This window comes from Alteromonas sp. CI.11.F.A3, from assembly GCF_032925565.1.
In the GTDB taxonomy this organism is placed as follows: Bacteria; Pseudomonadota; Gammaproteobacteria; order Enterobacterales; family Alteromonadaceae; genus Alteromonas.
The window spans coordinates 4,378,541-4,405,223 of sequence record NZ_CP136708.1; the positions used below are offsets into that span (position 1 = coordinate 4,378,541).

Below are 26,683 nucleotides of genomic sequence, written 5' to 3' on the forward strand. Positions count from 1 at the left end.
AAGTTGCTATATGATGGAACCGCATAACAATATAAGTATGGCTACATACTTAGCATTATAAAATAAGGGAACACGCATTGTCAGATCCACTCATGTCTTTGGTTGCCGTTGGCTTATTGTCGATTAGCTGCCAATATCTCGCGTACAAGGTTCGTTTACCTGCCATCTTACCGCTTTTGATTGTAGGCATTGTGGTTGGCCCTGTATTTGGTGTACTTAATGCAGACGCGCTGTTTGGCGACCTTTTATTTCCTGTTGTATCGCTTTCCGTTGCTATTATTCTGTTCGAAGGATCCCTTACCCTTAAGTTTGGCGATATTGCGGGCCATGGCAATATGGTACGTAATCTATGTAGTGTGGGTGTACTAGTCACCTGGGTCATTGCCGCAGTGGCGGCCCATTACAGCCTAGACTTGTCATGGCAACTCTCCTTCTTATTCGGCGCTATCGTGACGGTGACAGGCCCAACCGTGATTGTGCCCATGCTGCGTACTGTACGACCTAAATCTAACTTAGCCAGTATCTTACGGTGGGAAGGGATTGTTATCGACCCCATCGGCGCCCTGCTGGCCGTATTGGTATTTGAGTTTATTGTTGCTTCTCAAGGCAATGCGATTTCCCACACCTTTATCACCTTTGGCAAAACCATTGGCATTGGTTTCCTACTTGGGTTTAGTTCGGGTTACCTGCTAGGACTTTCTATTCGCAAAGATTGGATCCCACATTATTTATTAAACACCGCGGTGTTAACGATTATTCTAGGGGTGTTTGCAGCATCAAATTATGTTGCACATGAATCTGGACTATTGGCCGTTACCATCACAGGTATGGTGCTAGCCAACATGAAGAACGTGGAAGTAGAAGACATTCTAGAGTTCAAAGAAACCTTGAGTGTACTGCTTATCTCAGGCTTGTTCATATTACTTGCAACCCGTCTTAGCCTTCAATCTGTTGCGGATGTGGGCTGGGGAGCGCTTATTGTACTTGGCGCAATCATGTTTATTGCACGCCCATTATCGGTAGCAGCGTCTTCTATTGGCACTGGCCTTAAACTTAATGAGCTGGCCCTACTGAGCTGGATTGCTCCCCGCGGAATTGTGGCCGCAGCCGTATCTGCATTGTTTTCTTTAAAGCTTGAAGAAATTGGCTACGAAGGTGCTGGCATTATCGTGCCTATGGTCTTTCTTGTGATTATCGCGACCGTAGTGGTACAAAGCCTGACTTCTCGAAGTGTCGCGCAATTGCTGAAAGTAAGAGCCCCCGCCCCTACCGCTTACCTTATGTTCGGTGGCAGTAAATTTAACCGAATGCTCGCTGATGAGATGATTAAGCAAGAGCTAAACGTTACCGTTGCAGATACCAACTGGGATGCCATTCGTGAAGCTAGAATGATGGATATTCCTGTGTATTTTGGTAACCCTATGTCAGATCACGCAGCGCGCCATCTTGATATTGCCAGCTTTGGTACGGTGCTAATTATGTCACCTTACAAACAACTTAATCCCCCCATCGCTTATCACTTTGAAAATACCATGGGTAAAGACAAAGTGTGGGCACTGACAAGTAACGAACAGTCCACCCGTCCAAGTCACCAAGTAAGCGAACAATACGCTAAACGTCTTACCTTATTTGATGAAGGTGTGACTTATGGCTATTTAGCGTCTGCGATTGCCCGAGATGCTAGCGTGAAAACCACACGGCTGTCTGATGAATTCACGTTCGCGCAATACAATGAAAAGTATGGTGATAGAGCTACACCATTAATAGCCATAGATGTTGAAGGAAAAAGCTTCACGTTTGTGAATGGCAACAGCATTCACCCTAAAGCTGGATGGCGAGTAATTAGTTTGATTTTACCTGAAGGTGAAGCAGTGTAAGAAGATGCTAGCGGGTTAAGATGGCACCCTGCCTAAGCAGGGTGCATCTCCCTGGAGAACGCGTAATTCAGTGCTTCTTCGTGAGAAGCATAATTGTTTATTTTTTACCGTAACCACGCTGTCGGCGTTATAAAAGCAAAGAGCAGACCACTTTGTATTTCACTTATATTTTCAATACGTTATATATTTAATGGTAAATTAAAGGGCTGCCATAGGAGTGCAAAGAAAAACCTTGGTGCAATGCATGCCCAATTTTGGTGAGCTAAAATTAACCAATTGATATTTATAGGTAAGGCTAACCTACATTATGTTTTACAACCGCTAACGTTTTATCCAATGCACCACTGTTTTCCTCTAAAACTTTACGGCCGGCTTTTCCAGCTTCTTCTCGTTTCATCGGGTCGTTAATCCAAGTCTCACATTGCTGAGCAATTTCCTGTGCATTCTCTATTTTGGTAAGCGCACCACGTTCTGCCAAATACTCACAAATGACTGGGTTGTTATAGGTATGTGGCCCCATCATTATGGGAATTGAAAAAGCGGCTGGCTCTAACGCATTATGGCCACCTCGATTGGCAATCGAGCCACCTACAAACGCAAAACTAGCAACGCTATAAGCACTATTCAATTTGCCCATTTCATCAAGCAAGATAACTTTTGTTTCTGGGGATATAGCATCAATGTTACTTGTACGAACGTATTCAAGTTCGTTTTGCTCTAGAAGCTTAGCGACTGTGTCAAACCGTTCTGGATGACGAGGCACTAACAGTAGGCGAAGATTCACCGCACTTGATGAGCCAAGTATCTTCATGGCATCAATCATGGCTTGCTCTTCAAGATCGTGGGTACTGCCAGCAACTAATATTGGGCCATCTGTTAGTGAAAGGCCCATAAACCCTACACTTCTATCCGTTGTGGCAGCAGCTTGGTCAAACTTAATATTATTGGTTTGGGTCATACGTGTTTCAGGCATACCTAGCGCAAGGTAATTATCGTAATCACGCTGGCCTTGAGTACATATATGAGAAAGTTTGTTTAGCATAGGGCTAAATAGCTTACTTATCTTCATGTAGCGCTTAGCCGACCTATCCGTCATACGCGCATTAATCACCATTATCGGTATGTGACGCTTCCAGCAAGCATGTATAAAGTTAGGCCATAACTCGACTTCGGTAATAAGCACAGCTTTAGGTTTAATGCGCTTTATCATTGCAGCCATGGCCGTATGCAGGTCATAGGGCAAGTAAAAGTGGTGCACAGAGTTACCAAAAATATCACGCACTCTTGCCGACCCAGTGGGCGTAGTGGTGGTCACCGTAATTTGGGTATCTGGTTCAGCCTGAATAATGCGCTTTATTAAGCAAGATGCCGCCACCACTTCACCAACTGAAACGCAGTGAAACAGGTAACCACCCGTTTTATGAGGTCTCGCAACAAAACCGAATCGCTCAAACCGGCGTTGGTTATATTCTTTATTTCTCGTCGCACCACGGCGCATTAGTTGGATAAATGCGAAAGGGATAATGCAAAATAATACACAGGAGTAAAGCCAGCGACAGACATCTTCTAGTAATGTAGGTCTGTATTCGGCTTCTTTACCGCCTCTTATCATTAGTAATTCCTATTGTTATTCTTTGGTAGCCTGACTGGCTCACGACACAATAAATGAAATGCGTAGCGCTATGCTAGGTCGTCATCAAACTGACGTTATTATGTGTTTTACTCACCCATTATAACTCGTCTACATGTAAGTTTTATGTGCTCTACTGCAACCCAGCCGAACATACTTTTAATCAGGCTTAGCGCTATTGGTGACATTGTAATGGCCTCAGGGCTTCCGTCCAGCATAAAAGCAGCCCTACCTAATGCCAGAATTACTTGGTTAGTCGAAAAACCGTATGCTGGGCTAATACAGCAGCACCCTTTTGTTGATGAGATTCTTGTATGGCCGAAAAGCGAATGGAAAGCGTTTGGCAAGAAGCGCGCCTATTGGTCTTTGTTCAAATCCGTTCTGGCATTTAGGCGACAACTCCGCGATAAAGGCTTTACCCATGCCGTTGATGCCCAAGGCTTACTTAAAAGTGCCTTTTTAGCCTATCTCAGTGGCGCGGCTCACCGTATTGGTTTTAACAGTAAAGAGCAAAGCCAACGCTTTTTGACCGATACAATAGATAAACCAATATCAGAGGAAATCAGCAGCGAGTATCGATTTTTAGCAAAGCACATGGGCGCTGACGCTTATCAACTACATGTCGAGATGGGGGAAGCTGCCACACTACAATTGCGGCGCACACTAAATGCGTTGTCAGTGAATAGCAATTATATTGTACTAGCCCCCTTTACTACCCGACCGCAAAAGCACTGGCCAATTAATCACTGGAAGCAGCTTATCACCCTGATTCGTCAACACAGTGATATCTCTATTGTTATTCTAGGCGGCCCGTCAGATAGCTGTGATGCACAGTCACTAACCTTCAATGATGGTGATGTTTATTCATTAGCGGGGCATGTATCGTTAGCAGAATCAGCCGTGGCCGTGAAACAGTCTCAAGCCTTTATTGGCGTTGATACTGGCCTAACACACATGGCGGTCACTTTTCTTCGCCCTACAGTTGCTCTTTTTGGGTCTACCTGTCCGTATACATATACTGATAATACCAACACTCATGTATTATATAAAAACCTAGTCTGTGCGCCATGTAAGCGTAAACCAACGTGTAATGGTACATTTGACTGTATGGCATCCATTCGCCCAGAAGAAGTTTTTACCACTGTGAAGGAATACTTGTGAGCTTAAAGATTTTGCATATTGAATTGGGTCGAAACCTATATGGCGGCGCTAAACAAGTAGTCTACTTGTTAGATTCACTGAACCGTCAGTTTGATTACGAAAACCACTTAATATGCCCAGAAGACAGTAAAATTGCAGCGCTGGCCCTTTCAGGCTGCCAAACGCATACTATTGCTTATCGCGGTGAAACCGACTTATTTGCCGTAAAACGCATGGTGAATATTGCCCGTAAAATTAAAGCCGATGTCATCCATGTACATAGCCGCCGAGGGGCAGATGTATTCGGCGCCATGGTAGCTAAGATAACCGGCATTCCCGCTATATGCACCCGACGAGTAGATAATCCTGAGTCACTGTTTGCTACCTACAAATACAGCCAGTTTGCAGCTGTAGCGAGTATTTCTGAGGGCGTATTCAATGTGGTAAGCCATCACTGTGAAGCGGTAAAACACCAACCAGTTATTCACTCATCTGTAGACTTTAAAGAGTTTTCTAAGCCAGCAGACAAAGCGTGGCTAAGTGAAACCTTTTCCATCCCGTCAGATCATACAGTTATTGCCAATTTTGCTCAGCTTATATCTCGTAAAGGCCAAGCCGATATTATTTTGGCCATGGAAAAAGTGGTTCAAAATAATCCTCAAGTAAGCTGCTTACTCTTTGGCAAAGGGAATCTTAAAGAAAGCTATCAAGCGCTTATCGAACGACATTTGCTTACCGAACACGTGCATCTGTGCGGCTTTACCGATGAGGTCAGCAAGATTTTGCCCAGTGTTGATATTGTGGTTCACCCCGCTTATGCAGAGGGCTTGGGCGTTATTCTTCTTCAAGCGGGTGCCTGTAAGCGTGCAGTGGTATCAACACCGGTAGGCGGCATTCCAGAAATTATCGAGCATGATGAAACGGGATTAATGGTGACGCCAGGGAATATAGATGAAATAGCCGATGCGTTGATTAAGCTCGTAAATGATAAGCAAAGCCGAGATACCTTAGGCAATCAGTTGTATCAACATGTAAAAGGGCATTTCAGTACCAAGGAAATGGCGGCTAGTTATAGCGAGTTGTATTTGACCGTCACACAGCCATCATAATTTTGTATCGTTGAATTTTAGGCAATAAAAAAGCCGCTCAAGAGCGGCTTTTTCAATTGTAAGAAAAGTTAGCGATTAAACGCCAGCTTTTTCTACAACGCTAACCAATGTCCAATTTTTGCTTTTAGACAATGGACGACATTCACTAATAGTGACTACGTCGCCTTGGTTACATACGTTTTCTTCATCGTGGGCGTGAAGTTTAGTAGAACGTTTGATGAACTTCCCGTAGATAGGGTGTTTTACAAAACGCTCAACAACAACAGTAATGGTTTTATCCATCTTGTTGCTAACCACACGACCTTGCACTGTACGAACTTTTTGTTCAGTCATTACGCATCAGCCTTTTGAGTCAGAATGGTTTTAACACGCGCGATGTTACGACGTACAGTTCTCAATTGATCAGTCTTTTCAAGTTGACCAGTTGAGTGCTGCATGCGCAAGTTGAACTGTTCGCGTAGCAGGTTAATCAACTCTGCGTTCAGCTCTTCTACGCTTTTTTCTTTCAGTTCAGTCGCTTTCATTACATCACCGTCCGAGTTACAAAGGTTGTCTTAAATGGCAGTTTAGCCGCTGCCAATTCAAACGCTTCGCGTGCTAGAGATTCAGGAACACCTTCCATCTCATAAAGAACACGTCCAGGTTGAATTTGGCATACCCAGTACTCAACGTTACCTTTACCTTTACCTTGACGCACTTCAAGAGGCTTCTCAGTAATTGGCTTATCAGGGAAAACTCGAATCCAAATTTTACCTTGACGTTTAACGTGACGAGTCATAGCACGACGCGCTGCTTCGATTTGGCGAGCGGTCATACGACCACGGCCAACTGCTTTCAGGCCATAAGTACCGAAGCTTACCTTGCTCCCCGCAATGGCAAGACCACGGTTACGACCTTTATGCATTTTACGAAATTTCGTACGCTTTGGTTGTAACATGATTTAGCCCTCACGCTTAGAGTTGCGGCCTTTCTTCTTAGGTTGAGCAGGCGGAGCTTGCTCTTGAGTTGTAGGCAAACCGCCCAGAACTTCACCTTTGAAGATCCATACCTTCACACCAATAATACCGTAGGTAGTTGCAGCTTCTGAAGTTGCGTAATCGATATCTGCACGGAATGTGTGCAGAGGTACGCGACCTTCACGGTACCATTCAGAACGAGCAATTTCTGCTCCGCCCAAACGGCCACTAACTTCAACTTTAATACCCTTAGCACCAAGACGCATTGCGTTTTGTACCGCGCGCTTCATAGCACGACGGAACATTACACGACGCTCTAGCTGGCTAGAGATACTATCGGCAACCAGTTGTCCGTCAAGCTCAGGCTTGCGAACTTCTGCAATGTTAATCTGAGCTGGCACACCGGCTAGCTTAGAAACATAGGCGCGAAGCTTCTCTACATCTTCACCTTTTTTACCGATTACTACGCCTGGACGAGCAGTGTGAATAGTCACACGGATGCTCTTAGCAGGACGCTCGATCACGATTTTAGAAAGTGAAGCGCTTTTAAGCTGTTTAGTCAGATACTTACGTACCTGATGATCGTTATACAGGTTATCCGCATAGTCACCAGTATTAGCGTACCAGGTAGAAGTCCATGGTTTACTGATACCCAGGCGTATACCTGTAGGATGTACCTTCTGTCCCATTATCTACTCCTAGTTATCCGCTACAACCACAGTGATGTGACTGCTACGCTTAAAGATACGATCTGCACGGCCTTTGGCACGTGGCTTGATACGTTTCATAGTTGGACCTTCGTCAACGAAAACTTTGGCAACGACTAATTCGTCGATGTCAGCGCCTTCATTGTGTTCTGCATTTGCAATCGCAGATTCCAAAACTTTTTTAACCAGCGCTGCGCTTTTCTTCGGGCTGTACGTAAGAAGCTCAAGCGCTTTCTCAACGTGCATACCGCGAATTTGATCCGCTACCAAGCGTGCTTTTTGAGCAGACGAGCGGGCAAAACGGTGTTTAGCTAATGCTTCCATTTATCCTACCCCTTATCGTTTGCTTTTCTTATCCGCGACATGGCCGCGGTAAGTACGCGTTGGCGCAAATTCGCCCAACTTGTGGCCGACCATTTCATCGCTGATGATGACTGGAACGTGCTGGCGACCGTTATGGACCGCAATGGTCAACCCAATCATATCTGGGATGATCATAGAACGACGAGACCAAGTCTTAATTGGTTTACGTTCGTTCTTTTCCACTGCAGCCTCTACCTTCTTCAGCAAGTGAAGGTCAATAAATGGACCCTTCTTGAGAGAACGTGGCATGGTGAATCCTCGCTGTTACTTATTACGACGACGTACGATAAGTTTATCGGTACGCTTGTTACTTCGGGTTTTCTTACCTTTAGTAGGAACACCCCAAGGAGATACTGGATGACGACCACCCGACGTGCGTCCTTCACCACCACCGTGTGGGTGGTCTACTGGGTTCATGGCAACACCACGAACTGTAGGACGAACACCACGCCAGCGGGTTGCACCGGCTTTACCCAGTGAACGCAGCATGTGCTCTGCATTGCCTACTTCACCAATGGTGGCGCGGCAATCAGATAGTACTTTACGCATTTCGCCAGAACGTAGACGCAAGGTAACGTAGTTTCCGTCACGTGCTAGGATCTGAGCATAAGCACCGGCAGAACGTGCAATTTGTGCACCTTTACCAGGCTTCATTTCAATTGCGTGTACAACAGAACCTACTGGGATATTACGCATTGGCAATGTGTTACCAGACTTGATCGGAGCATCCGAACCAGACTGGATTGCATCACCAGCTTTCATACCCTTTGGAGCCAGAATGTAACGACGCTCACCATCTGCATACAATACTAGTGCAATGTTAGCAGAACGGTTAGGATCGTATTCTAAACGCTCAACAGCGGCTGGAATGCCGTCTTTGTTGCGTTTAAAGTCAATCACACGGTAGTGTTGTTTATGACCACCACCAATATGACGAGTTGTAATACGACCATGGTTGTTACGACCGCCAGATTTGCTGTTCTTTTCAAGCAAAGGTGCGTAAGGCGCGCCTTTGTGAAGGTCAGGGTTAGTAACCTGAACAACGTGACGACGACCGGCAGAAGTTGGCTTAGCTTTCAATAATGGCATTTCTAATCCCCTTCTTACTCAGCGCCACCGACAAAGTCGATGTCCTGACCTTCTTTAAGAACCACGTAGGCCTTTTTCCAGTCACTGCGTTTACCGAAAGACTGACCGTGACGCTTGGTTTTACCCTTAACGTTTACAGTACGAACACCTTCAACCTCAACTTCAAACAGTTTTTCAACTGCAGCTTTGATTTCAGCTTTGTTCGAATCTTTCGCTACTTTAAATACAACCGTGTTGCTTGCTTCAGCAGCCATAGTAGACTTTTCTGAAACATGCGGTGCTAAAAGCACCTTCAGTAGACGTTCTTCTTTCATGCTAACGCCTCCTCAAGTTGTTTAACCGCATCAGCTGTAATTAGCACTTTTTCAAATGCAATCAAACTTACTGGGTCGATGCCTGCAACATCACGTACGTCAACTTTGTACAAGTTGCGTGCCGCTAGGAACAAGTTCTCATCAACATCAGCAGTAACGATAAGAACATCATTTAGTTCATAGTCGTTAAGCTTAGCAATAAGTTCTTTTGTCTTAGGTGCTTCCACACCAAACTTCTCTACCACAACCAAACGGTCTTGACGGATTAGTTCAGACAAGATGCTTTTTAAAGCACCACGATACATTTTCTTGTTAACTTTTTGATCAAAGTCACGAGGCTTGGCTGCGAATGCACGACCACCACCAACCCAAATTGGGCTGCGGATAGTACCAGCACGAGCACGGCCTGTGCCTTTTTGACGCCATGGCTTCTTACCACCACCACGTACTTCAGCGCGAGTCTTCTGCGCCTTTGTACCCTGACGAGCACCTGCACCGTAAGCTACAACGACTTGGTGTACCAAGGCTTCGTTGAATTCACGTCCAAAGGTCGCTTCGGATACTTCAAGAGCGCTTTGCGCATCTTTCAATGTTAATTCCATCAGTTCACTCCCCAGACGTTACGCTTTAACAGCTGGCTTAACGATTACATCGCCGCCAGTTGCGCCAGGTACGGCACCTTTAACAAGGATTAGGCTGTTTTCTACGTCTACACGTACCACTTCCAAAGATTGGGTAGTCACTTGCTTGTTACCAAGCTGACCAGCCATTTTCTTACCTTTGAAAACTTTACCAGGTGATTGGTTTTGGCCAATCGAACCAGGTGCACGGTGAGACAAAGAGTTACCGTGAGTCATACGTTGTGAACTAAAGTTCCAACGTTTGATCGCGCCAGCAAAACCTTTACCTTTTGATGTACCAGTGACATCAATCTTTTTAGTGTCGTTAAAGATTTCAACAGTGATTTCACTGCCTACTTCAATATCGCCACCTTCGTTATCTTCCAGGCGGAATTCTACTAGAGCACGACCTGCTTCAACACCAGCTTTAGCAAAATGACCTGCTTCAGCTTTGTTAACGCGGTTCGTTTTCTTGCTTCCAGTAGTAACCTGAAGAGCGCGATAACCGTCAAGTTCTTCAGTGCGTAACTGAGTAACACGGTTTGGGGTCGCTTCAATAACAGTCACAGGGATAGACGTACCATCTTCAGTGAAGATGCGAGTCATACCCACTTTACGACCGACTAGACCAATCGCCATTGTTATTACCCTCTCTTGTTAGCCCAGGCTGATTTGAACATCAACACCGGCAGCCAAGTCCAAACGCATTAATGCGTCAACTGTTTTATCAGTTGGCTCAATAATGTCTACTAAACGCTTGTGAGTACGAATCTCATATTGATCACGTGCATCTTTATTTACGTGAGGAGATGTCAATACTGTATAGCGTTCTTTGCGAGTAGGCAGAGGAATAGGACCGCTGACCTGAGCACCAGTACGTTTCGCCGTTTCAACGATTTCAGCCGTAGACTGATCGATCAACTTGTGATCAAACGCTTTCAAACGAATACGAATTCTTTGATTTGGCATCGATTAAGCTCCAATCGAAAGAACAAAAAAATTCACCTTTTCTCTTCCATTTTATTCTGGAAAGAAAAGATGTGCGTAAACCGATGGTTCCCAATTGGAACCCTGTTCTTTTTCCTAACACGCCTGTAGCAGTCTTATCTTATCGATTTCGCTTGCTACGCTGGCAACCACCCTAAAAGCAGTGAGGTCGCGGCTAGAAACATTGCCCTATTTGGGCAGTGGGCGCGAATTATACAGAAGGCAGGATTCATTGCAACCGCTAGATCGCTTTTTGTACACATTAATTGCAAATATATGACTTTAGTACAGCTGCTTCTTGTTAACAGGTAATGTAAAATTACGCTATTGTTGAACCACCTTAATGTAAGTTGTATTGCCGTTAATGCGCTATATGTATAAGGTGGTAAAACGTATGCCACAATGTTTAATCAAATTTGGATATAGCAGCGTTACGCTGTGCTAAGAACACTATGGAAGTAGAAGACAGTCAGCATATTTTCACCCATGTTAAACGCATTCTGAATAATCACTCGTCTTTATTAGACGCTTACAGTTTGCTTGAGCCCATCATCCTTAACATGTTTGGTGCTACCCGTATGAGCATCTTTCAGCGTCGCCGACAACACCAAGACTTGGTCGCTCGGTTTAAAACGGGTAAAGAAACCTTAGAGATTAAAGTGCCTATTAGCCCGATGTCTATTGCAGGCTATGTTGCTATCTCACAACTGCCTTTACTCATAGCCGACCCCTATAACGCCGCTGAGCTGAAAGCTATTCATCCTCGTTTACGGTTTGCTGATAAGTTCGATAAAGACAACGACTTCAAAACCACTAACATTTTATGTGTGCCTATTCTTAATGCCGGTGTATTGATGGGCGTGATGCAAATTATCAATAAACAAAACGGCAGTTTTGACGATAACGATTTAGCCCGCGCCAACGACTTAGCATTAGTGTTAGGGGCTAAATTCCGTTATGAACTTGGTGGTACAAACAATCCATTTGATTCTTTATTACATAAAGGCTTAATAAACGAACCTGCGTTAAAAGCACTGCTATCTACCTCTAAAGACACTCGTACTATCGTGCAGGGTTTGATGTCTGAACATCGCGTTCCCGAACATGAAATTGGGCATTCCCTTTCTATTCATTACCAGGTTCCCTTTATTGGTTATCTACCCGATAAGTACCATCGTTATGAAGGTGAAAGTAAACTAAACCTGTCTTACCTTAAACGTAACCATGTTGCAGTTATTTCTGATGTGGAAGGTAATCCCATTGTGTTAATGGCAGAGCCTAATAACGCTGCGCTGTTGATGGAAACGGAAAGCGCGTTGGGTATAGAGAGCTACGAAATTGCGGTTGGTTTACCTCACCACATATTACAGTATTTAGGTGAAGGTGGCGGCGGTGCTGCCCCAGGCGACATGAATGAGATCCTTGATGAAATTGGTCTATCAAGTGAGGAAAACGACGAGCTTGTCGATGAACTTTCTGACGATGCCCCTGCGGTAGTACGTTTGGTTAGTCGTGTATTACACGATGCAAAACGCCTTGGCGCATCTGATATTCATATCGACCCAGAGAAGAATGCCCCTACTCGAGTAAGAATGCGGGTTGATGGTGTGTGCCGCGACATGAACAAGGTGCCTAACTCACACCATAATGCGGTTATTGCCCGTATTAAAATTATGTCTAACCTAAACATTGCAGAAAAGCGTGTACCTCAAGACGGTAAGTTAGCGTTCAAGATGAATGGGCAGTTGGTAGAAGTGCGTGTTGCCACCATTCCTACCGTGGCCGGTGAAGGTGTTGTTATGCGTTTGCTGGCGTCTGGCGGCGCTATGCCTATCGAGAAAATGAACTTAGCGCCTACCAATTTGAAACGCTTAGAAGACATGATTAAAAAGCCCCATGGCATCTTATTAGTGGTGGGTCCAACAGGTTCCGGTAAAACCACCACCTTGCATGCTATTTTGGGTTACTTAAACACGCCTGAGAAAAAAATATGGACCGCAGAAGACCCGGTAGAGATTACTCAGCCCGGTTTGCAGCAGGTTCAGGTAAGCCCCAAAATAGGCTTCACATTTGCTAACGCATTAAGGGCATTTTTGCGGGCCGACCCCGATATCATTCTTATTGGTGAGATGCGTGACAAAGAAACAGCCCACGCTGGCATTGAAGCCTCGCTTACTGGTCACTTGGTGTTATCTACCTTGCATACCAACTCCGCCCCTGAAACCATTACTCGTCTGCTAGATTTAGGGCTAGATCCTGTGAATTTCTCAGATGCCTGTGTAGGTATATTAGCCCAGCGCCTTATTCGAACCCTTTGTGGTAAGTGTAAGGAAGAGTACGTAGCGAGTGATACTGACATGGCCTTCATTGAAAGACAGTACGGTGCGCAGATGTTAGATGAATTAGCGTTGCCTTCTCCGCTAAAACTCTACAGAGCAAAAGGCTGTGAAGAATGTGGTAATACAGGCTATAAAGGTAGAACAGGGGTTCATGAGCTTCTAGGAATGACGCCTGAGTTACGCTCGTTGGTTTACAAAGAAGCCAGTGTGTCAGAGATGAAAAAGCAAGCCACTCAAGACGGTATGCGCACCTTAGTACAAGATGCCATTTTTAAAGTCATTAAGGGCGATACTGACATTCCACAGGTGCAAATTGTCGGCGGCGACTAACCATGAAATATTTACTAACACTCTAATTTTGTAGATTTAAGCGATTCAGTATTAAATATAGCTAATACATTTATTAATAAGGGAAAGGAAACCAATATGAAAGCAATAGTTTTTGCATTGTTATTTACAGGCACACTAATATCAACGGCAGTAGACGCCCAATCACGAACGAAAGATCACATGTGGAAAACTGAGTACCTTTCGATTGTTGAAAGTGGGTTGTTCGCACTAAAAGCTGAAAACTACCAAGAAGCCCATACTAAGCTATTAGAAGGTGCCAAGCTAGGTAACAAGCAATCACAGTATTACTTGGCTCAAATGTATTTTCAGGGCTGGGGTGCCGAACCTAATTATGAAGAGGGTTGGTTGTGGTTAACTGTCGCAATGGAACAAAAAACCGCGGAGTGGAATCGTTCTTTTCGCTCAATTCGCGATGCTTTACCTGAAGACTTTAGAACTGCGATGGAACCTTTCGTAGAAGAACACATTGCAATGTACGGCGCGAAAGCTCAAGACTTACGCTGCGAAAAGCGTGCGGCAATTGGCTCAAACATTAAAGAGATAATCTGCACTAAGCGATTCTACTAATTAATTTGTTAATTCATAAAAAAGCCCGATAATTATCGGGCTTTTTTACTTTTAGCCCATAGCGCACTAAAACGCTAAACGCCAATTTTAACCAATCACTATTTCTTTAAGTATTGGCGAATTACATAATGCAAAATACCGCCGTTTTCGAAATAAGTGAACTCGTTTGAGGTATCGATACGAATATCCATCGAGAACGTTTGCGACTCGCCTGCATCAGACGTTACGGTTACATCTACTTCTTTTTGGTCGCGACTTACTGCACCAATTGAGAAAGTTTCGTTCCCTTTAATTCCTAAGCTACTTGCACTGTCACCAGGCTTAAACTGCAACGGTAATATGCCCATGCCAATTAAGTTAGAACGGTGAATACGCTCATAGCTTTCCACCATTACCGCTTTCACGCCCATTAATGAGGGCCCTTTCGCCGCCCAATCTCGGCTAGAGCCTGTACCGTATTCTTTACCGCCGACGACTACAGCACCAACACCTTCCTCTTTATAACGCATAGCAGCATGGTAAATAGACATGGCATCACCGCTTGGATAGTGGGTAGTAGCACTGCCTTTTGTTCCCGGTGCCAACTGATTCTGCAAACGAACATTAGCAAAAGTACCCCGCATCATTACTTCATGGTTACCTCGCCTAGACCCGTAAGAATTAAAGTCTTTGGTATCTACACCCTCTGCTTGCAAGTATTCACCTGCTGGACTGTCTGGCGCTATCGCGCCTGCCGGAGAAATATGATCTGTGGTGATTGAATCGCCCACTTTAACCAAGCATCTCGCGTTCTCGATAGCACTAAGTGCTTCAGGTTGTTCGCCCATGGTTTGGAAAAACGGAGGATGTTTAATATAGGTAGAGTCGGGCCAATCGTATACCGATGTTGGGCTAACCGTTAGGTCATTCCACACACCGCTTCCTTTAAATACGTCGGCGTATTTTGCTTTGAAGATATCACTAGTAACATGTTCGGCAATATGGCTTTGAATTTCATCTTCACTTGGCCAGATATCTTTTAAATATACTGGCTCGCCATTGCTGCCTAACCCTAGCGGCTCTTTAGTAATATCAATATTCATATTACCGGCTAACGCATAAGCCACTACCAATGGTGGTGAGGCTAAATAGTTGGCTGCAACATCTGAATGAATACGACCTTCGAAGTTACGGTTCCCCGATAGAACAGAGGTAACAGTAAGTTTGGCCTTTTTAATTGCATCGCTAATAGCATCAGGCAAGGGCCCTGAGTTACCGATACAAGTTGTACAACCATAACCCACAAGGTTGAAACCGAGTGCTTCAAGTGGGTCCATCAAGTTTGCATCTTCAAGATATTGCGTCACCACCTGCGAACCAGGGGCTAAAGACGTTTTTACCCAAGGCTTTCGGGTTAACCCTTTTTCTGCCGCTTTTTTCGCAAGTAACCCAGCACCGATAAGCACTGAAGGGTTTGATGTATTGGTACAACTCGTAATGGCCGCAATAACAATAGCGCCATCTTCTAAGTTAAATTTATTGCCACGGAATTCTACATACGAATCATGCTCTTCGTTCACTTCAGGCACTGCACCGCCTTCTGCGACAAATTCCGTTTCTTCGTCTAGCACTTTCACATCAATTTGCGTGCGATGCCATTCGTTAAATGCCTTTGATGCGTTATCTAGTGCAATTCTATCTTGAGGACGTTTAGGCCCTGCAATAGAAGGCACAACGTCGTTTAAGTCGAGTTCTAACGTTTCGTGGTATTGTGCATCTTTACTGAAGTCATCGTGCCATAGCGAACTTTCCTTCGCATATGCTTCAACAAGTTCAATCTGCGATTCGTCACGCCCGGTTAGGCGCAAATAATCTAGCGCCACTGCATCGATAGGGAAGATACCGCAGGTTGCACCATATTCTGGTGCCATGTTAGCAATGGTGGCGCGATCGGCTGTGGTTAAATGCTTCAAGCCCGGACCATAGAATTCAACAAATTTACCCACTACACCATGAGCACGAAGTTGCTGAGTGATTGTTAACACCATATCTGTTGCTGTTACGCCAGTTGGCAGTTCACCGTCTAATCGAAAACCCACTACTTTAGGTAGAAGCATGGTAACGGGTTGACCTAACATGGCCGCTTCCGCTTCAATACCGCCTACACCCCAGCCTAATACGCCAAGCCCATTAATCATGGTGGTGTGTGAATCGGTACCTACAAGGGTATCTGGATATACTAACGTGTCGTCACCTTCTTGCTTAGTGAAAGCAACACGGGCAAGGTATTCAAGGTTAACTTGGTGGACTATTCCTCGACCAGGAGGAACAACTTTGAAGTTATCGAAGCTTGATTGCCCCCATTTTAAAAACTGGTAACGCTCTTTATTTCGCTCAATTTCAACGTCGGTGTTTTTCTCTAACGCGTTTTCTTCTGCGAAGAAATCAACCATTACTGAATGGTCAATGACCAATTCTACTGGGTTTAGCGGGTTGATAGCCTGAGCATCGCCGCCTAACTTGTTAACTGCATCGCGCATAGCGGCCAAATCAACAATAGCTGGTACGCCAGTAAAATCCTGCAAGATTACGCGGGCAGGAACAAAAGAAACTTCATGCTCGACATGATTTTCGGTGTTCCAAGTAGCAACTTGTTCAATGTCGTCACTGGTCACAAACTCTTCATTTTCGTGACGCAGTAAGTTTTCTAGAAGAATTTTAATACAATACGGTAATCGGTCGAGCGCAAAGTTCTCATTTACTTTGTCAAAGCTAATGGCCTTGAAGGAATTGCCATCGACATCGATATTGGAAAAAGATTGATATTTCACGCGCTCACCATCCTTATTTGCCTGTCATAAATATAGTTTTAGGAGCAAATTAGGAAACGCTAACCATTATTTATATTGCAGTGCTATTAGTCACTTCTATTTTCCACCGCAATGATTTGGCGCTCCTACTTACTCTCACTTATAGCTGTATACGGTAACAAAGTGAAAAAAAGTTCATGTTGATTTCATACCCTTGCCCTAGCAGTTTACGTTGCAACTCAAAGGGTCTACTTTGCTACTTCGCTTGTCTTACCTGTTAAACTTGGCTTTTCGAAACTGGATTTTTGGTTGCCGATCAACGATGATAGCGTTCATCTTTTTTCGTATCCGTCTGACGCACCATTTCATTGGCATTCGTCGGGCATTTTCACTTTAACGCCGCAGGTAACCTTACTATGTATAAACTGGTACTTATTCGTCATGGAGAAAGTCAGTGGAACCTTGAAAATCGTTTCACTGGTTGGCACGACGTCGACTTAACTGATACAGGGGTAGCACAAGCTAAAACCGCTGGTCAGTTAATGAAAGATGCAGGTTTTGAATTCGATCAGGCTTACACGTCTGTATTGCTTCGTGCTATCAAAACGCTAAATATCTCTTTGGAAGAAATGGGTCAACATTACCTACCTGTTGAACGTCACTGGCGTTTGAACGAGCGTCACTACGGTGCGCTTACAGGATTAGACAAAGCTGAAACTGCTGCTAAGCACGGCGAAGAGCAAGTTAAAGTGTGGCGTCGTAGTTTCGACATTCCACCACCAGCAGTAGATACTGACAGCGAACACTTCCCAGGGGTAGATCGCCGTTACAATAACGTTGATGCCGAGATTCTTCCTCGCGGTGAAAGCTTGAAGATGACCATCGAGCGTGTACTTCCTTACTGGCACGATGTTATTCGTCCAGATATTCAAGCGGGCAAGCGCGTTATTATTGCTGCTCACGGCAACAGCCTTCGTGCATTGGTTAAATACTTAGATGGCATGTCTGATGAAGACGTACTAAGCCTAAATATTCCAACTGGTGTACCTTTGGTATACGAGCTAGACGAAAACTTGAAGCCTATCTCTAAAGAATACTTAGGCGATCCAGAAGCGATTAAAGCGATGATGGATGCCGTTGCTAAGCAAGGCAAAGCTAAGTAATCAAAAGCTTAGTAAACGAAGACTTAGTAATCGAAAGCCAAGTAATAGAAAGCTGACTATTAGCGCGACGACTAAAAACCGCAAACATGGTTTGCGGTTTTTTTATGCCACTTGTTTTCAGTTCAATGCTCTAAAACGCTTACCTTTTCCACCATCATCATTGTTACTAATTTGTAAATACTTGCTATTCCCACTACATTGGCATCAAGCTCAGTTTTTACATCAGGTGTGCTATGCAGGTATCGGTCTTCAAATCAGCCAATAAACTCATTACTGGTGAGGGAGCCTTAGCGAATCTTGCCGCCGAGCTTTCAAGGTTAAACATTAAAGCGCCTGCCATTATCACCGACAAGGGCGTAAGCCAATCTGGTGCACTTGAACGTGTCACTGGCTTGCTGAATGTAGAATGCCCTATTGTGATAGACGATATCCCGCCTGAACCTGAAATAAGCATTATTGAGCAAAGGCTTACTCGACTGAAGCAACATAAGGTAGACGGAATTATTGCCGTTGGCGGAGGGAGTGCAATCGACAGCGCTAAAGTGCTTGCGGCTACGTTCGATTACACGGGCAACATTGCAGACTTGTTCGGTGAGAACTTAGTGCCAGGGCGCACGTTACCCCTTATTGCTATTCCAACCACGGCGGGTACGGGCTCAGAAGTGACGAATATTGCTATTTTGGCCGACCCTATCGCGCAGGTTAAAAAAGGAATCGTGAGCGATTACCTATTGCCTGATATTGCGATTGTGACGCCTGAAATGACTTTAAGCTGCCCCAAACACATTACTGCCGCCAGTGGTATAGATGCGTTTGTACATGCATTAGAGGCCTACCTATCGGTTAATGCCAGCCCTATTACTGATGCTTTGGCTAGCAAGGCTATGATTCTTATTTATCATTCTTTGCCGCTTGCCTATGCAAATTCCAACGATGTTAAAGCACGTGAAGATATGGCAACCGGAAGTTTAATGGCAGGTTTGGCGTTTGGTAACGCGGGCGTTGGCGCCGTGCATGCGCTAGCTTATCCGCTAGGCGGTCGCTTTCATTTATCTCACGGCATGAGCAATGCGGTTATGTTGCCCCATGTTATGCGCTGGAATATAGGGGCTTGCCAACAGCGCTTTGTGGATGTGGCGGGCTTTTTACATTTGCCTATTTCTGATAAAACGCAGTTAGAAATTGCTAATCAGGTAGTAGATGCCATTGAAGCACTGTGCAGAAAAGTGGAAATACCTGCCACACTGCGCAACTTTGACATTAGCGAAGACGCTATTCCTTTATTGGCAGAAGAAGCGAGTAAAGTAACTCGTTTGCTGCGTAACAACCCAAGAGTATTAAGCAAACAAGATATCGCCCAGATATACAAAGAGGCGTTTTAAACGCCTCATCGGTAATACTTAACTACCTAATTGGGTGATCGCTATTTACTTAATTGGTTTACGATAGCCTCTGCAACCGCGTGAGCACTTGCTGGATTTTGACCAGTGATAACACGCTCATCTTCAATCACATGTACATTCCATGGTTGAACTTTACTGAATTTAGCGGCTTTACGGGCTAATGCTTCTTCGAGTAAAAACGGAATATCGTTAATGGTGCCGTAATCCACTTCTTCTTCGCGGGTAAAACCAGTAATTGCTTTACTGGCAATTAGGTCTTCGCCGTTACTAAGCTTAATAGGTAACAGTGCTGCTGGGCCGTGACATACCGCGCCAACAATACCGCCATTTTCATAATGGGTAGCAGATAGCTTAGCAAAGTCTTCGTTGCTGGCGAGGTCGGACAATAGTCCGAAGCCACCTGGATAGAACACAGCATCATATTCATTAATGTTCACGTTTGAAACGCTCATGCTGTTGCTGGTGCGCTTTTTGAAGTCTTCGTTGTTTAACACCGCGGCATTAACGTCGTCGCCTTCAATGTCGGTACCGTAAATAGGAATAGCACCGCCTTCAATTGACGCGATATCGTACTCTACGCCGTGTTTATTAAAAACATCGATTGCATGGGTAATCTCCGGCGAATAAGTACCGTTCGCTTGATCAGTAGTACCTAGTGTTGCGTGGTTTGTTACTGGGATAAGTATCTTTTTCATGGTTTCTTCCTATGCGTAAGACACATTAGCTGTGCCGTAGTAATCATGTGCATACACTATAGAATATCCCTGATAATTTGATAATATGCGAAATAGTTAAATCACTATTGCCATATAGCAACAATAGTAATTTTTTACTCACACATCACGAGTGAAATAAATGGAAAGCTTCGAAGGCATTGTAGAATTTGTGGCCGTGGCTGAACGCAAAGGTTTTTCAGCAGCAGCAAAGCAACTAGGTTGCAGCACCAGTCACATCAGTAGACAAATTGCTCGGCTTGAAGCGCGTGTAGGCTGTATTTTACTAGCTCGTTCTACCCGCCAAGTCAATTTAACCGAGAACGGCGCACTTTATTACCAGCACGCTAAAGACCTGCTCATTGGCCTTCAACAGGCCAATGAGCAGGTAAGCCTTCAGCAGATAACACTTGATGGCGTGCTGCGAGTAAGTGCCGCAGGCGGATTTGCCGAGCATGCCGTGGCTCCCGCGTTAATGCAATTTGCGTTAGAGCACCCAGAGTTAACCATTGATATGGACTTTAATAGTCGCATGGTTAACTTTGTGGAAGACGATGTAGACTTTGTTATTCGCTACGGCGAACTGGCCGACTCTAGCCTGATTGCGCGTAAATTAATTGAAAGGCCCATGATGGCGGTTGCCACCCGGGAATATTTAGCGCAATTTGGCGAACCTTTACACCCCAGTGATTTGAAAAAGCATAGCTGCGTTATTTCTAATAACGATGTATGGAAGTTTTCAAACAATGGCGCACAAGAAAATATAAAAGTGAAAGGCCGTTGGCGCAGTAATAATGCGAATGCGGTACTTGATGCCTGTGAACGAGGTTTGGGTATTGGCTACATGCCTAAAAGTACCTTTAGTGCATCGGTTGAAGCTGGGAAGTTACAGCCTATATTGCAACCTTACTGGGGCGACGGGGCAAGCAGTTGGATTGTGTATCAGAACAAGCGATTCATGCCCCTTAGGGTACGAATGGCCATTGATTATTTGGTGCAATATTTTGCAGACTGGGAAGACAAAGGGCTTTGAGGGTATTCATAACGTTAATCGCTAACCGTGGCGCTTGGCAAAATTACACCACGGAAGAAAACCGGCCATAAAACATGCTCAAAAAAACTGCCAGAAGATATTTCATTAATGTACCTGCTGGCAGTATGTATTGATTGCTTATGTTTAGCGTTTAGCTGTATATCAGCAAAGCTTGCGCTTTTTGCTTACAACTCTCGCACCCACATGTTTCTAAAGCTGACTAAATTACCATGATCTTGTAGCTGAAGGGGCTCACAACCATGGGCGTTATATTTAGGTGCACCAATCCACTCGGTAGTGCCCTGAATCTCTACATGATTTTGTACCACCACTCCGTTGTGGATAACGGTTATGTACCCAGGCGATTCAAGCGCCTCGCCATCGAATACCGGTGCTTTGAAAATAATATCGTATTCTTGCCATTCACCTGGCGCGCGCATAGCGTTTACCAGTGGAATGGTCTGCTTATACACACTACCCGCTTGCCCATTTGGGTAGGTGGCATTGTTGTAGGAATCTAGCACCTGAATTTCATAGCGTTGCTGAAAGAAAATACCGCTATTATTTCGTTGTTGCCCTTCCATATCAGGCTCTGGTTGCGGTACCTTCCATTCAAGGTGGAGCTGAACATCACAAAAGCTTTGCTTGGTTTTAATATCGCCAGCGCCCGGCTTTACTGTCAGTTCACCGTCTGAAAATTGCCAATTGGCTTCTCCGCCTTTCACCGACTCCCACGCCGACAAATCACCAGTCAACAATGCTATAGCATCGGAAGGAACTTCATTCTTTTTAGCACTTACCACTGCGGGTACTGGTTCCCATACTTCTGTTTTAGCCGCTTGCTTTTCGCGCTCAAGACGCTCTGCACTCTCAGTATTATCAGCAAAAGCCAAAGGCGCCATTAATATTGCTAGTAAAGCAGCTAATGCTATTGAAGAAGCTGCTTTAATAGAAAAGCCGGTATTAGGCTCTGCGTTTTTCTGTAATGTCATGTATTTTCCCTGCACTATTTGTTTGGTTAGCGGTTAACTATTTTTACGTATAGTCTCTATGTAGCCCATGCTTTGTCGCCTTTTTTATAAGGCAATTCGCCATTGTAGTAACCGGGAATGGCGACGTAGCGCAGTACCTTGGTAGAACCAACTTTAGAGGTAAAAAAGGTATACAAGGTAAGCTGCTTAAGTAGCGTAAAATAGTGCGGAATAGGCCCTTCGTTACCCGGTTCCCATTGGCTCGGTTTTGCTGTTGGAATACCGTTACTGATACCTTCAGCCAAATTAGCGGCTTTCGCTTCTGTATCTAGCGTTGAAAACAAGGTTTCACGCTGCGTACTACTTAATAACAGAAAGTCTTTTTGGAATGTTGCATGACTACGTGCATTTATAGTCTTCATGCCCTCTTTGAACGCTTTTTGTAGCTTAGGGGTATAACAATCGGCAACAATCACCGGAATAACTGTACCCACATTAGCCGCTTTTGCGCCTGGCGTGTCAGTTTGCGGAATAATAACTTCCGCCATTTCATTAATGAGTGCCACATCTTCTTTTGAAAACCCCGTTTCCATCAAAGGCACAGGGGCAACAATGTCATAAGCAAATGCTTTACCGCCTACAAGCGCGGTGCCCGTAGCAGTAGCAATGAGTTTCAATAAATCTCTACGTTCCATTACAAGTTCCTCCGCTTTAACTCTTCCACGGCAAAATTTGCAGCACGCGCCGTTAACGCCATATAGGTTAGAGAGGGATTTACGCAGCTTGCAGAAGTCATGCACGCCCCGTCGGTAACAAACACATTCGGTGCATCCCACACTTGGTTATGACCATTTAGAACCGATGTTTTAGCATCACGTCCCATACGTGCAGTACCCATTTCATGGATACCCATACCTGGTGCATAATCTGCGTCCCAACCATTCACATTTTTAAGCCCAGCGGCCTCAAACATATCTATGGCGTCTTGCTGCATGTCTTTACGCATTTTCAGTTCGTTTTCTTTTATCTCAACATCCATAGCAAGGACGGGCAAACCCCATTTGTCTTTTACGTCTTTGTTCAGATAAATACGATTTGAATGGTCAGGCAACATTTCACCAAAGGCAGTCATGCCTATTGTCCATCCACCTGGCTCTGACATCGCTTCTTTTAACCCTGCCCCAACCCCTAATTCGGCGACATCTTGTCTCCAACCTGAGCGGCCAGCGCCACCTTGATAGCCAAACCCTCGTAGGTAGTCTCGTTTGTCATCGCCCCAGTTTCTAAAGCGCGGTACATAGAATCCACTTGGGCGGCGACCATAGGTATATTTGTCGTCGTACCCTTCAACTTGCGCAGAAGCTCCAACGCGGAAGTGGTGATCCATTACGTTATGACCTAGCTCGCCACTGCTGCTGCCTAAACCGCCATCCCATACATCGGTAGCCGAGTTCATTAGTACCCAGGCAGAGTTAAGTGCCGAAGCATTAACGAACACGATTTTGCTTTTAAAAACGTAAGTCTCGTTCGTTTCAGCATCAATAATTTCAACACCAGTCGCGCGCTTTTTGTCTTTATCGTACAAAACCTCTTTCACGATAGAGAACGGACGCAAAGTTAAATTACCGGTTTTCATTGCCGCAGGTAGGGTAGAAGATTGCGTACTAAAATAGCCCCCAAAAGGACAACCCAACCAGCACTTGTTACGGTATTGACAGTTAGTACGCCCATGTTCAGGCTTAGGCTCTGTCATGTTAGCAGTACGGCCTGGAATAATGTGCCGTGCACCGCCATAGGTTTTTTGTACTCGCGCGGCTACGTCTTTTTCAACGCAGTTTAATGCCATAGCAGGCTGATAAATACCATCAGGCAGCACATCTAAGCCGTCGCGGTTCCCGCTAATACCCGCAAATTTTTCTACGTAGTCATACCACGGTGCCACATCTTCATATCGAATAGGCCAGTCAACGGCTACGCCTTCTTTACCATTTGCTTCAAAGTCAGCTTTGTTTAAACGATAGCTTTGACGACCCCATAACAGTGAACGCCCACCTACGTGATAGCCTCTAAACCAATCGAAACGCTTATCTTCTGAGTAAGGGTTTGCAACTTCGTTGGCCCACATACCATGCGTAGACTCGTTAAGCGGGTAATCTCGCTTAAGTACTGGATAATCTACTTTCATTGCCTGTGTAGGTAGGTCGCGGTGTGGGTAGTCCCACGCTTCTTTGTGCGCGTTTTTGTAGTCTTTAACGTGTTCAATGTTTTTACCACGCTCAAGCATTAGTACCTTTAGGCCTTTTTCGGTGAGTTCTTTGGCCGCCCAGCCTCCGCTAATACCAGAACCTATTACGATTGCATCGTATTCGTTCGTTGCCATGTTATGTCCCCTTAAACACGTACTTCATGTATGGTGTTTGGTTGTAAAGTCATACGTCGCAGATAGATATCGCTTCTTTAAGCGACTCAATTCTGCCTGCTTTTGTATCTGGTGTTGGAATAAACTCTTGCGCTAAATACCCATCGAAACCTGTGTCTAAAATAGCCTTAGCAATGGCTGGATAATACAGCTCTTGAGTGCTACCAATTTCGTTTCGCCCTGGCACACCGGCGGTGTGGTAGTGGCCAAAATAAGGATGGAAATCTCGGATGGTACGAATAATATCGCCCTCGTTAATTTGCATATGATAGATGTCGTACAGCAATGAAAAGTGCTTGCTATCAAGGCGTTTGCATAGCTGAACACCCCATTTTGAACTATCGGCCATGTAGTCAGGGTGATCTATTTTGCTATTAAACAGCTCCATAAATATCACCACACCACGCTTCTGGGCATGAGGTAAAATACGCTTTAAACCTGCCACCGCATTGTTCAACCCTTCCTCTTTACTCATCCCACGGGCATTGCCGCTAAAACAAATAAGGTTGGTGTAGCCAGCATCAGCGACAAGGTCGATATGCTTTAAGTATCGGGCTTCTAATTCGTCGTGTAGTTCACTGTGAATGAAGCCATCTTCAAGGCTTATTTCAGCGCCATTACACATAGAAGAATCAATCCCGTGTTGCTTTAATACAGGCCAATCTTCAGGCCCCACTAAATCAATCGCCGAAAAGTTAAGCTCTTTCACTGTATTACACAGCTCTTCTATAGAAAGGTCGCCGTAAGTCCAGCGACTAACAGAATGATTAATATTGCCTTTTAGCGATGACTGCTTCAGGCCACTTCCTGTATTACTTGATTCTCCGCCTGATATTTCGCCCGCTTTTGCGCCGTAAAAGGCAGAAGGTGCCAAAACACCAGCGCCCGTCAGCGCCATTGCTTTTATTAAACTGCGTCTGCTTTCGTTATGCATCAGTGCTGACCTTTTCTGACTTAAACAACACCAAGAAAATAATTAATACAACAGCCGCAAAGCCTGCTGGGAATAGCCAAATATCCTGCCAACTGTGAGATGTTGCCGTGGTGTACTCATCAGTTATTTTCCCCGCTACGGCAAAACCAATCAGCATACCTACACCATATGTGGCTAAAGTTATTAACCCTTGCGCCGCACTTTTAATACGCTCGCCTGCTTTCGCATCGGTATAAATCTGCCCAGACACAAAGAAAAAGTCGTAACAAATACCATGCAAGGCTATGCCCACAATCAGCATAAACAGCCCTTCGTCTGCATCACCAAAAGCGAACAAGGAGTAACGTAATACCCAAGCAGCCATACCAATTAACAAGGTTGCTTTAATGCCAAATTTGTTTAGAAAAACAGGTAATGCAAGCATGAATAACACTTCAGACACTTGGCCTAAGGTCATTTTTCCGGTGGCATTTTCAACCCCAATTTCGGTTAAAAACGGATTGGCGTTTTGGTAGTAAAACGCAAGTGGAATACAAATAAGCACAGAAGATAAAAAGAAGATAAAGAAGTTTTTATCTTTAAGCAGCGCTAGCGCATCTAACCCTAATACATCGCGTAAACCTGTCTTTTGACCCGCCGCTTTAGGTGGTGTGGCAGGTAAGGTAAAGCTGAATATGCCTAAGGCTAACGATGCTATTGCACATAGCATAAAGGTGTTTCTAAGCATGCCATCGGCAATGGCCGAGGTGGAATCCCAAGAAAACACGTAACTAATAAGTAAACCTGCAACAATCCAACCTACTGTGCCCCATACACGAATTTTTCCAAACTCTTTTGAAGGGTTAGCCATTTGGCCAAAAGCCACTGAATTCACTAACGCGAGGGTTGGCATATAGGCAATCATGTAACCCAACACATACGGATAAAAGGTGGTGAAGTCGTTCGCCTGATACATCATATACATGAGTACCGCGCCACATAAATGCAGCACACCCAAAATACGCTCGGCGTTAAAGAACCTATCGGCAATTAACCCCACTATAAAGGGGGCAATAATTGCTCCCCAACTTTGGGTAGAAAATGCCATTCCAATTTGACCACCACTGGCCGACAAAGTGCCGGCTAAGTAAGTCCCAAGGGTGACAAACCAGCCGCCCCAAATAAAGAACTGCAAAAACATCATGGTGCTAAGACGTAGGGTTATCATGG

At 44.8% G+C, this 26,683-nt stretch carries 27 protein-coding genes; 8 read left to right on the top strand and 19 right to left on the bottom strand.

Going from position 1 to position 26,683, the window contains the following annotated elements; genetic code table 11:
* Positions 1-77 precede the first annotated feature (77 nt).
* On the top strand, positions 78-1,877 hold the full coding sequence (locus R1T43_RS18845) for a cation:proton antiporter (protein ID WP_211069029.1): 1,800 nt from the start codon (positions 78-80) through the stop codon (positions 1,875-1,877).
* Between the two features lie 295 nt (positions 1,878-2,172).
* Here R1T43_RS18845 and R1T43_RS18850 read toward each other — a convergent pair whose 3' ends face one another.
* Positions 2,173-3,489 (bottom strand): 3-deoxy-D-manno-octulosonic acid transferase, encoded by a 1,317-nt coding sequence (locus R1T43_RS18850; protein ID WP_317351011.1) that lies wholly within the window; start codon positions 3,487-3,489, stop codon positions 2,173-2,175.
* A 210-nt stretch (positions 3,490-3,699) separates the two neighbouring features.
* Here R1T43_RS18850 and R1T43_RS18855 point away from each other — a divergent pair, with 210 nt between their 5' ends.
* Both R1T43_RS18855 and R1T43_RS18860 read left to right on the top strand, forming a co-directional pair.
* Positions 3,700-4,668, top strand: a complete 969-nt coding sequence (locus R1T43_RS18855; protein ID WP_317351013.1) for a glycosyltransferase family 9 protein — start codon at positions 3,700-3,702, stop codon at positions 4,666-4,668.
* Positions 4,665-5,756 (top strand): glycosyltransferase, encoded by a 1,092-nt coding sequence (locus R1T43_RS18860; RefSeq protein ID WP_317351015.1) that lies wholly within the window; start codon positions 4,665-4,667, stop codon positions 5,754-5,756. The genes R1T43_RS18855 and R1T43_RS18860 overlap by 4 nt, the downstream gene beginning before the upstream one ends.
* Positions 5,757-5,831: 75 nt before the next feature.
* Here R1T43_RS18860 and rpsQ read toward each other — a convergent pair whose 3' ends face one another.
* Genes rpsQ through rpsJ form a run of 11 tightly spaced genes read right to left on the bottom strand, consistent with a single transcriptional unit; the run spans position 5,832 to position 10,774 of the window.
* A complete protein-coding gene (rpsQ, locus tag R1T43_RS18865; RefSeq protein WP_013785726.1) occupies positions 5,832-6,089 on the bottom strand; it encodes a 30S ribosomal protein S17 in 258 nt (85 codons plus the stop codon).
* Positions 6,089-6,280: a 50S ribosomal protein L29 gene (gene rpmC / locus R1T43_RS18870; protein ID WP_013785727.1), complete on the bottom strand. Its 192-nt coding sequence runs from the start codon at positions 6,278-6,280 to the stop codon at positions 6,089-6,091. Before rpmC ends, rpsQ begins: the two co-directional genes overlap by 1 nt.
* Positions 6,280-6,693, bottom strand: a complete 414-nt coding sequence (rplP, locus tag R1T43_RS18875; RefSeq protein WP_013785728.1) for a 50S ribosomal protein L16 — start codon at positions 6,691-6,693, stop codon at positions 6,280-6,282. Before rplP ends, rpmC begins: the two co-directional genes overlap by 1 nt.
* Before the next feature lie 3 nt (positions 6,694-6,696).
* A complete protein-coding gene (gene rpsC / locus R1T43_RS18880; RefSeq protein ID WP_013785729.1) occupies positions 6,697-7,401 on the bottom strand; it encodes a 30S ribosomal protein S3 in 705 nt (234 codons plus the stop codon).
* A gap of 9 nt (positions 7,402-7,410) precedes the next feature.
* Positions 7,411-7,743 (bottom strand): 50S ribosomal protein L22, encoded by a 333-nt coding sequence (gene rplV, locus R1T43_RS18885; RefSeq protein WP_013785730.1) that lies wholly within the window; start codon positions 7,741-7,743, stop codon positions 7,411-7,413.
* A 12-nt stretch (positions 7,744-7,755) separates the two neighbouring features.
* Entirely contained in the window at positions 7,756-8,031 is a 276-nt protein-coding gene (rpsS, locus tag R1T43_RS18890; RefSeq protein ID WP_013785731.1) for a 30S ribosomal protein S19, read from the bottom strand.
* A gap of 15 nt (positions 8,032-8,046) precedes the next feature.
* Positions 8,047-8,871: a 50S ribosomal protein L2 gene (gene rplB / locus R1T43_RS18895; protein WP_057794456.1), complete on the bottom strand. Its 825-nt coding sequence runs from the start codon at positions 8,869-8,871 to the stop codon at positions 8,047-8,049.
* A gap of 14 nt (positions 8,872-8,885) precedes the next feature.
* A complete protein-coding gene (gene rplW, locus R1T43_RS18900; protein ID WP_013785733.1) occupies positions 8,886-9,185 on the bottom strand; it encodes a 50S ribosomal protein L23 in 300 nt (99 codons plus the stop codon).
* Positions 9,182-9,787, bottom strand: a complete 606-nt coding sequence (gene rplD / locus R1T43_RS18905) for a 50S ribosomal protein L4 (RefSeq protein ID WP_126872982.1) — start codon at positions 9,785-9,787, stop codon at positions 9,182-9,184. Before rplD ends, rplW begins: the two co-directional genes overlap by 4 nt.
* An 18-nt stretch (positions 9,788-9,805) precedes the next feature.
* On the bottom strand, positions 9,806-10,444 hold the full coding sequence (gene rplC, locus R1T43_RS18910) for a 50S ribosomal protein L3 (protein ID WP_013785735.1): 639 nt from the start codon (positions 10,442-10,444) through the stop codon (positions 9,806-9,808).
* An 18-nt stretch (positions 10,445-10,462) separates the two neighbouring features.
* Complete coding sequence (rpsJ, locus tag R1T43_RS18915) at positions 10,463-10,774, bottom strand: 30S ribosomal protein S10 (RefSeq protein ID WP_006012796.1); 312 nt, start codon at positions 10,772-10,774, stop codon at positions 10,463-10,465.
* A gap of 470 nt (positions 10,775-11,244) precedes the next feature.
* Here rpsJ and R1T43_RS18920 point away from each other — a divergent pair, with 470 nt between their 5' ends.
* Entirely contained in the window at positions 11,245-13,461 is a 2,217-nt protein-coding gene (locus R1T43_RS18920; protein WP_211069033.1) for a GspE/PulE family protein, read from the top strand.
* A 96-nt stretch (positions 13,462-13,557) separates the two neighbouring features.
* Complete coding sequence (locus R1T43_RS18925) at positions 13,558-14,049, top strand: hypothetical protein (protein ID WP_317351026.1); 492 nt, start codon at positions 13,558-13,560, stop codon at positions 14,047-14,049.
* A gap of 98 nt (positions 14,050-14,147) precedes the next feature.
* On the opposite strand, the gene acnA is transcribed toward R1T43_RS18925, so the two are convergent.
* Positions 14,148-16,859, bottom strand: a complete 2,712-nt coding sequence (gene acnA / locus R1T43_RS18930; RefSeq protein WP_317351028.1) for an aconitate hydratase AcnA — start codon at positions 16,857-16,859, stop codon at positions 14,148-14,150.
* 395 nt (positions 16,860-17,254) lie between these two features.
* Here acnA and gpmA point away from each other — a divergent pair, with 395 nt between their 5' ends.
* Positions 17,255-18,001, top strand: coding sequence for a 2,3-diphosphoglycerate-dependent phosphoglycerate mutase (gene gpmA / locus R1T43_RS18935; protein ID WP_057794463.1), 747 nt, complete (start codon positions 17,255-17,257; stop codon positions 17,999-18,001).
* Positions 18,002-18,234: 233 nt separating this feature from the next.
* Complete coding sequence (locus R1T43_RS18940; RefSeq protein WP_317351031.1) at positions 18,235-19,383, top strand: iron-containing alcohol dehydrogenase; 1,149 nt, start codon at positions 18,235-18,237, stop codon at positions 19,381-19,383.
* 41 nt (positions 19,384-19,424) lie between these two features.
* Here the strand turns inward: R1T43_RS18940 and R1T43_RS18945 are convergent, their stop codons facing one another.
* Positions 19,425-20,099, bottom strand: coding sequence for a type 1 glutamine amidotransferase domain-containing protein (locus R1T43_RS18945; protein WP_317351033.1), 675 nt, complete (start codon positions 20,097-20,099; stop codon positions 19,425-19,427).
* A 160-nt stretch (positions 20,100-20,259) separates the two neighbouring features.
* Between R1T43_RS18945 and R1T43_RS18950 the strand changes: the two genes are divergently transcribed.
* Positions 20,260-21,150 (top strand): LysR family transcriptional regulator, encoded by an 891-nt coding sequence (locus tag R1T43_RS18950; RefSeq protein ID WP_317351034.1) that lies wholly within the window; start codon positions 20,260-20,262, stop codon positions 21,148-21,150.
* Between the two features lie 185 nt (positions 21,151-21,335).
* Here the strand turns inward: R1T43_RS18950 and R1T43_RS18955 are convergent, their stop codons facing one another.
* From R1T43_RS18955 to R1T43_RS18975, 5 genes are read right to left on the bottom strand one after another with little or no spacing between them, the layout of a single operon-like run.
* Positions 21,336-22,142: a DUF1080 domain-containing protein gene (locus R1T43_RS18955; RefSeq protein WP_410548983.1), complete on the bottom strand. Its 807-nt coding sequence runs from the start codon at positions 22,140-22,142 to the stop codon at positions 21,336-21,338.
* Between the two features lie 56 nt (positions 22,143-22,198).
* The gene (locus R1T43_RS18960; protein WP_317351036.1) at positions 22,199-22,816 is read right to left on the bottom strand and encodes a gluconate 2-dehydrogenase subunit 3 family protein; all 618 of its coding nucleotides are present in this window, start codon (positions 22,814-22,816) and stop codon (positions 22,199-22,201) included.
* Positions 22,816-24,501 carry a GMC family oxidoreductase gene (locus tag R1T43_RS18965; RefSeq protein ID WP_317351038.1) on the bottom strand — a complete coding sequence of 562 codons (1,686 nt, stop codon included), beginning with the start codon at positions 24,499-24,501 and terminating at the stop codon, positions 22,816-22,818. The genes R1T43_RS18960 and R1T43_RS18965 overlap by 1 nt, the downstream gene beginning before the upstream one ends.
* A gap of 49 nt (positions 24,502-24,550) precedes the next feature.
* Positions 24,551-25,474 carry a hydroxypyruvate isomerase family protein gene (locus R1T43_RS18970; RefSeq protein WP_317351039.1) on the bottom strand — a complete coding sequence of 308 codons (924 nt, stop codon included), beginning with the start codon at positions 25,472-25,474 and terminating at the stop codon, positions 24,551-24,553.
* On the bottom strand, positions 25,467-26,681 hold the full coding sequence (locus R1T43_RS18975; protein WP_317351041.1) for a nucleoside permease: 1,215 nt from the start codon (positions 26,679-26,681) through the stop codon (positions 25,467-25,469). Before R1T43_RS18975 ends, R1T43_RS18970 begins: the two co-directional genes overlap by 8 nt.
* Positions 26,682-26,683: the final 2 nt, after the last annotated feature.

Excerpts from the sequence above, each read along its gene's own strand:
- R1T43_RS18850 (WP_317351011.1), bottom strand. The coding sequence starts at position 3,489 with ATGATAAGAGGCGGTAAAGAAGCCGAATACAGACCTACATTACTAGAA.
- R1T43_RS18855 (WP_317351013.1), top strand. The coding sequence starts at position 3,700 with ATGGCCTCAGGGCTTCCGTCCAGCATAAAAGCAGCCCTACCTAATGCC.
- rpsQ (WP_013785726.1), bottom strand. The coding sequence starts at position 6,089 with ATGACTGAACAAAAAGTTCGTACAGTGCAAGGTCGTGTGGTTAGCAAC.
- rpmC (WP_013785727.1), bottom strand. The coding sequence starts at position 6,280 with ATGAAAGCGACTGAACTGAAAGAAAAAAGCGTAGAAGAGCTGAACGCA.
- rplP (WP_013785728.1), bottom strand. The coding sequence starts at position 6,693 with ATGTTACAACCAAAGCGTACGAAATTTCGTAAAATGCATAAAGGTCGT.
- rpsC (WP_013785729.1), bottom strand. The coding sequence starts at position 7,401 with ATGGGACAGAAGGTACATCCTACAGGTATACGCCTGGGTATCAGTAAA.
- rplV (WP_013785730.1), bottom strand. The coding sequence starts at position 7,743 with ATGGAAGCATTAGCTAAACACCGTTTTGCCCGCTCGTCTGCTCAAAAA.
- rpsS (WP_013785731.1), bottom strand. The coding sequence starts at position 8,031 with ATGCCACGTTCTCTCAAGAAGGGTCCATTTATTGACCTTCACTTGCTG.
- rplB (WP_057794456.1), bottom strand. The coding sequence starts at position 8,871 with ATGCCATTATTGAAAGCTAAGCCAACTTCTGCCGGTCGTCGTCACGTT.
- rplW (WP_013785733.1), bottom strand. The coding sequence starts at position 9,185 with ATGAAAGAAGAACGTCTACTGAAGGTGCTTTTAGCACCGCATGTTTCA.
- rplD (WP_126872982.1), bottom strand. The coding sequence starts at position 9,787 with ATGGAATTAACATTGAAAGATGCGCAAAGCGCTCTTGAAGTATCCGAA.
- rplC (WP_013785735.1), bottom strand. The coding sequence starts at position 10,444 with ATGGCGATTGGTCTAGTCGGTCGTAAAGTGGGTATGACTCGCATCTTC.
- rpsJ (WP_006012796.1), bottom strand. The coding sequence starts at position 10,774 with ATGCCAAATCAAAGAATTCGTATTCGTTTGAAAGCGTTTGATCACAAG.
- R1T43_RS18920 (WP_211069033.1), top strand. The coding sequence starts at position 11,245 with ATGGAAGTAGAAGACAGTCAGCATATTTTCACCCATGTTAAACGCATT.
- R1T43_RS18925 (WP_317351026.1), top strand. The coding sequence starts at position 13,558 with ATGAAAGCAATAGTTTTTGCATTGTTATTTACAGGCACACTAATATCA.
- gpmA (WP_057794463.1), top strand. The coding sequence starts at position 17,255 with ATGTATAAACTGGTACTTATTCGTCATGGAGAAAGTCAGTGGAACCTT.
- R1T43_RS18940 (WP_317351031.1), top strand. The coding sequence starts at position 18,235 with ATGCAGGTATCGGTCTTCAAATCAGCCAATAAACTCATTACTGGTGAG.
- R1T43_RS18945 (WP_317351033.1), bottom strand. The coding sequence starts at position 20,099 with ATGAAAAAGATACTTATCCCAGTAACAAACCACGCAACACTAGGTACT.
- R1T43_RS18950 (WP_317351034.1), top strand. The coding sequence starts at position 20,260 with ATGGAAAGCTTCGAAGGCATTGTAGAATTTGTGGCCGTGGCTGAACGC.
- R1T43_RS18955 (WP_410548983.1), bottom strand. The coding sequence starts at position 22,142 with ATGACATTACAGAAAAACGCAGAGCCTAATACCGGCTTTTCTATTAAA.
- R1T43_RS18960 (WP_317351036.1), bottom strand. The coding sequence starts at position 22,816 with ATGGAACGTAGAGATTTATTGAAACTCATTGCTACTGCTACGGGCACC.
- R1T43_RS18965 (WP_317351038.1), bottom strand. The coding sequence starts at position 24,501 with ATGGCAACGAACGAATACGATGCAATCGTAATAGGTTCTGGTATTAGC.
- R1T43_RS18970 (WP_317351039.1), bottom strand. The coding sequence starts at position 25,474 with ATGCATAACGAAAGCAGACGCAGTTTAATAAAAGCAATGGCGCTGACG.
- R1T43_RS18975 (WP_317351041.1), bottom strand. The coding sequence starts at position 26,681 with ATGATAACCCTACGTCTTAGCACCATGATGTTTTTGCAGTTCTTTATT.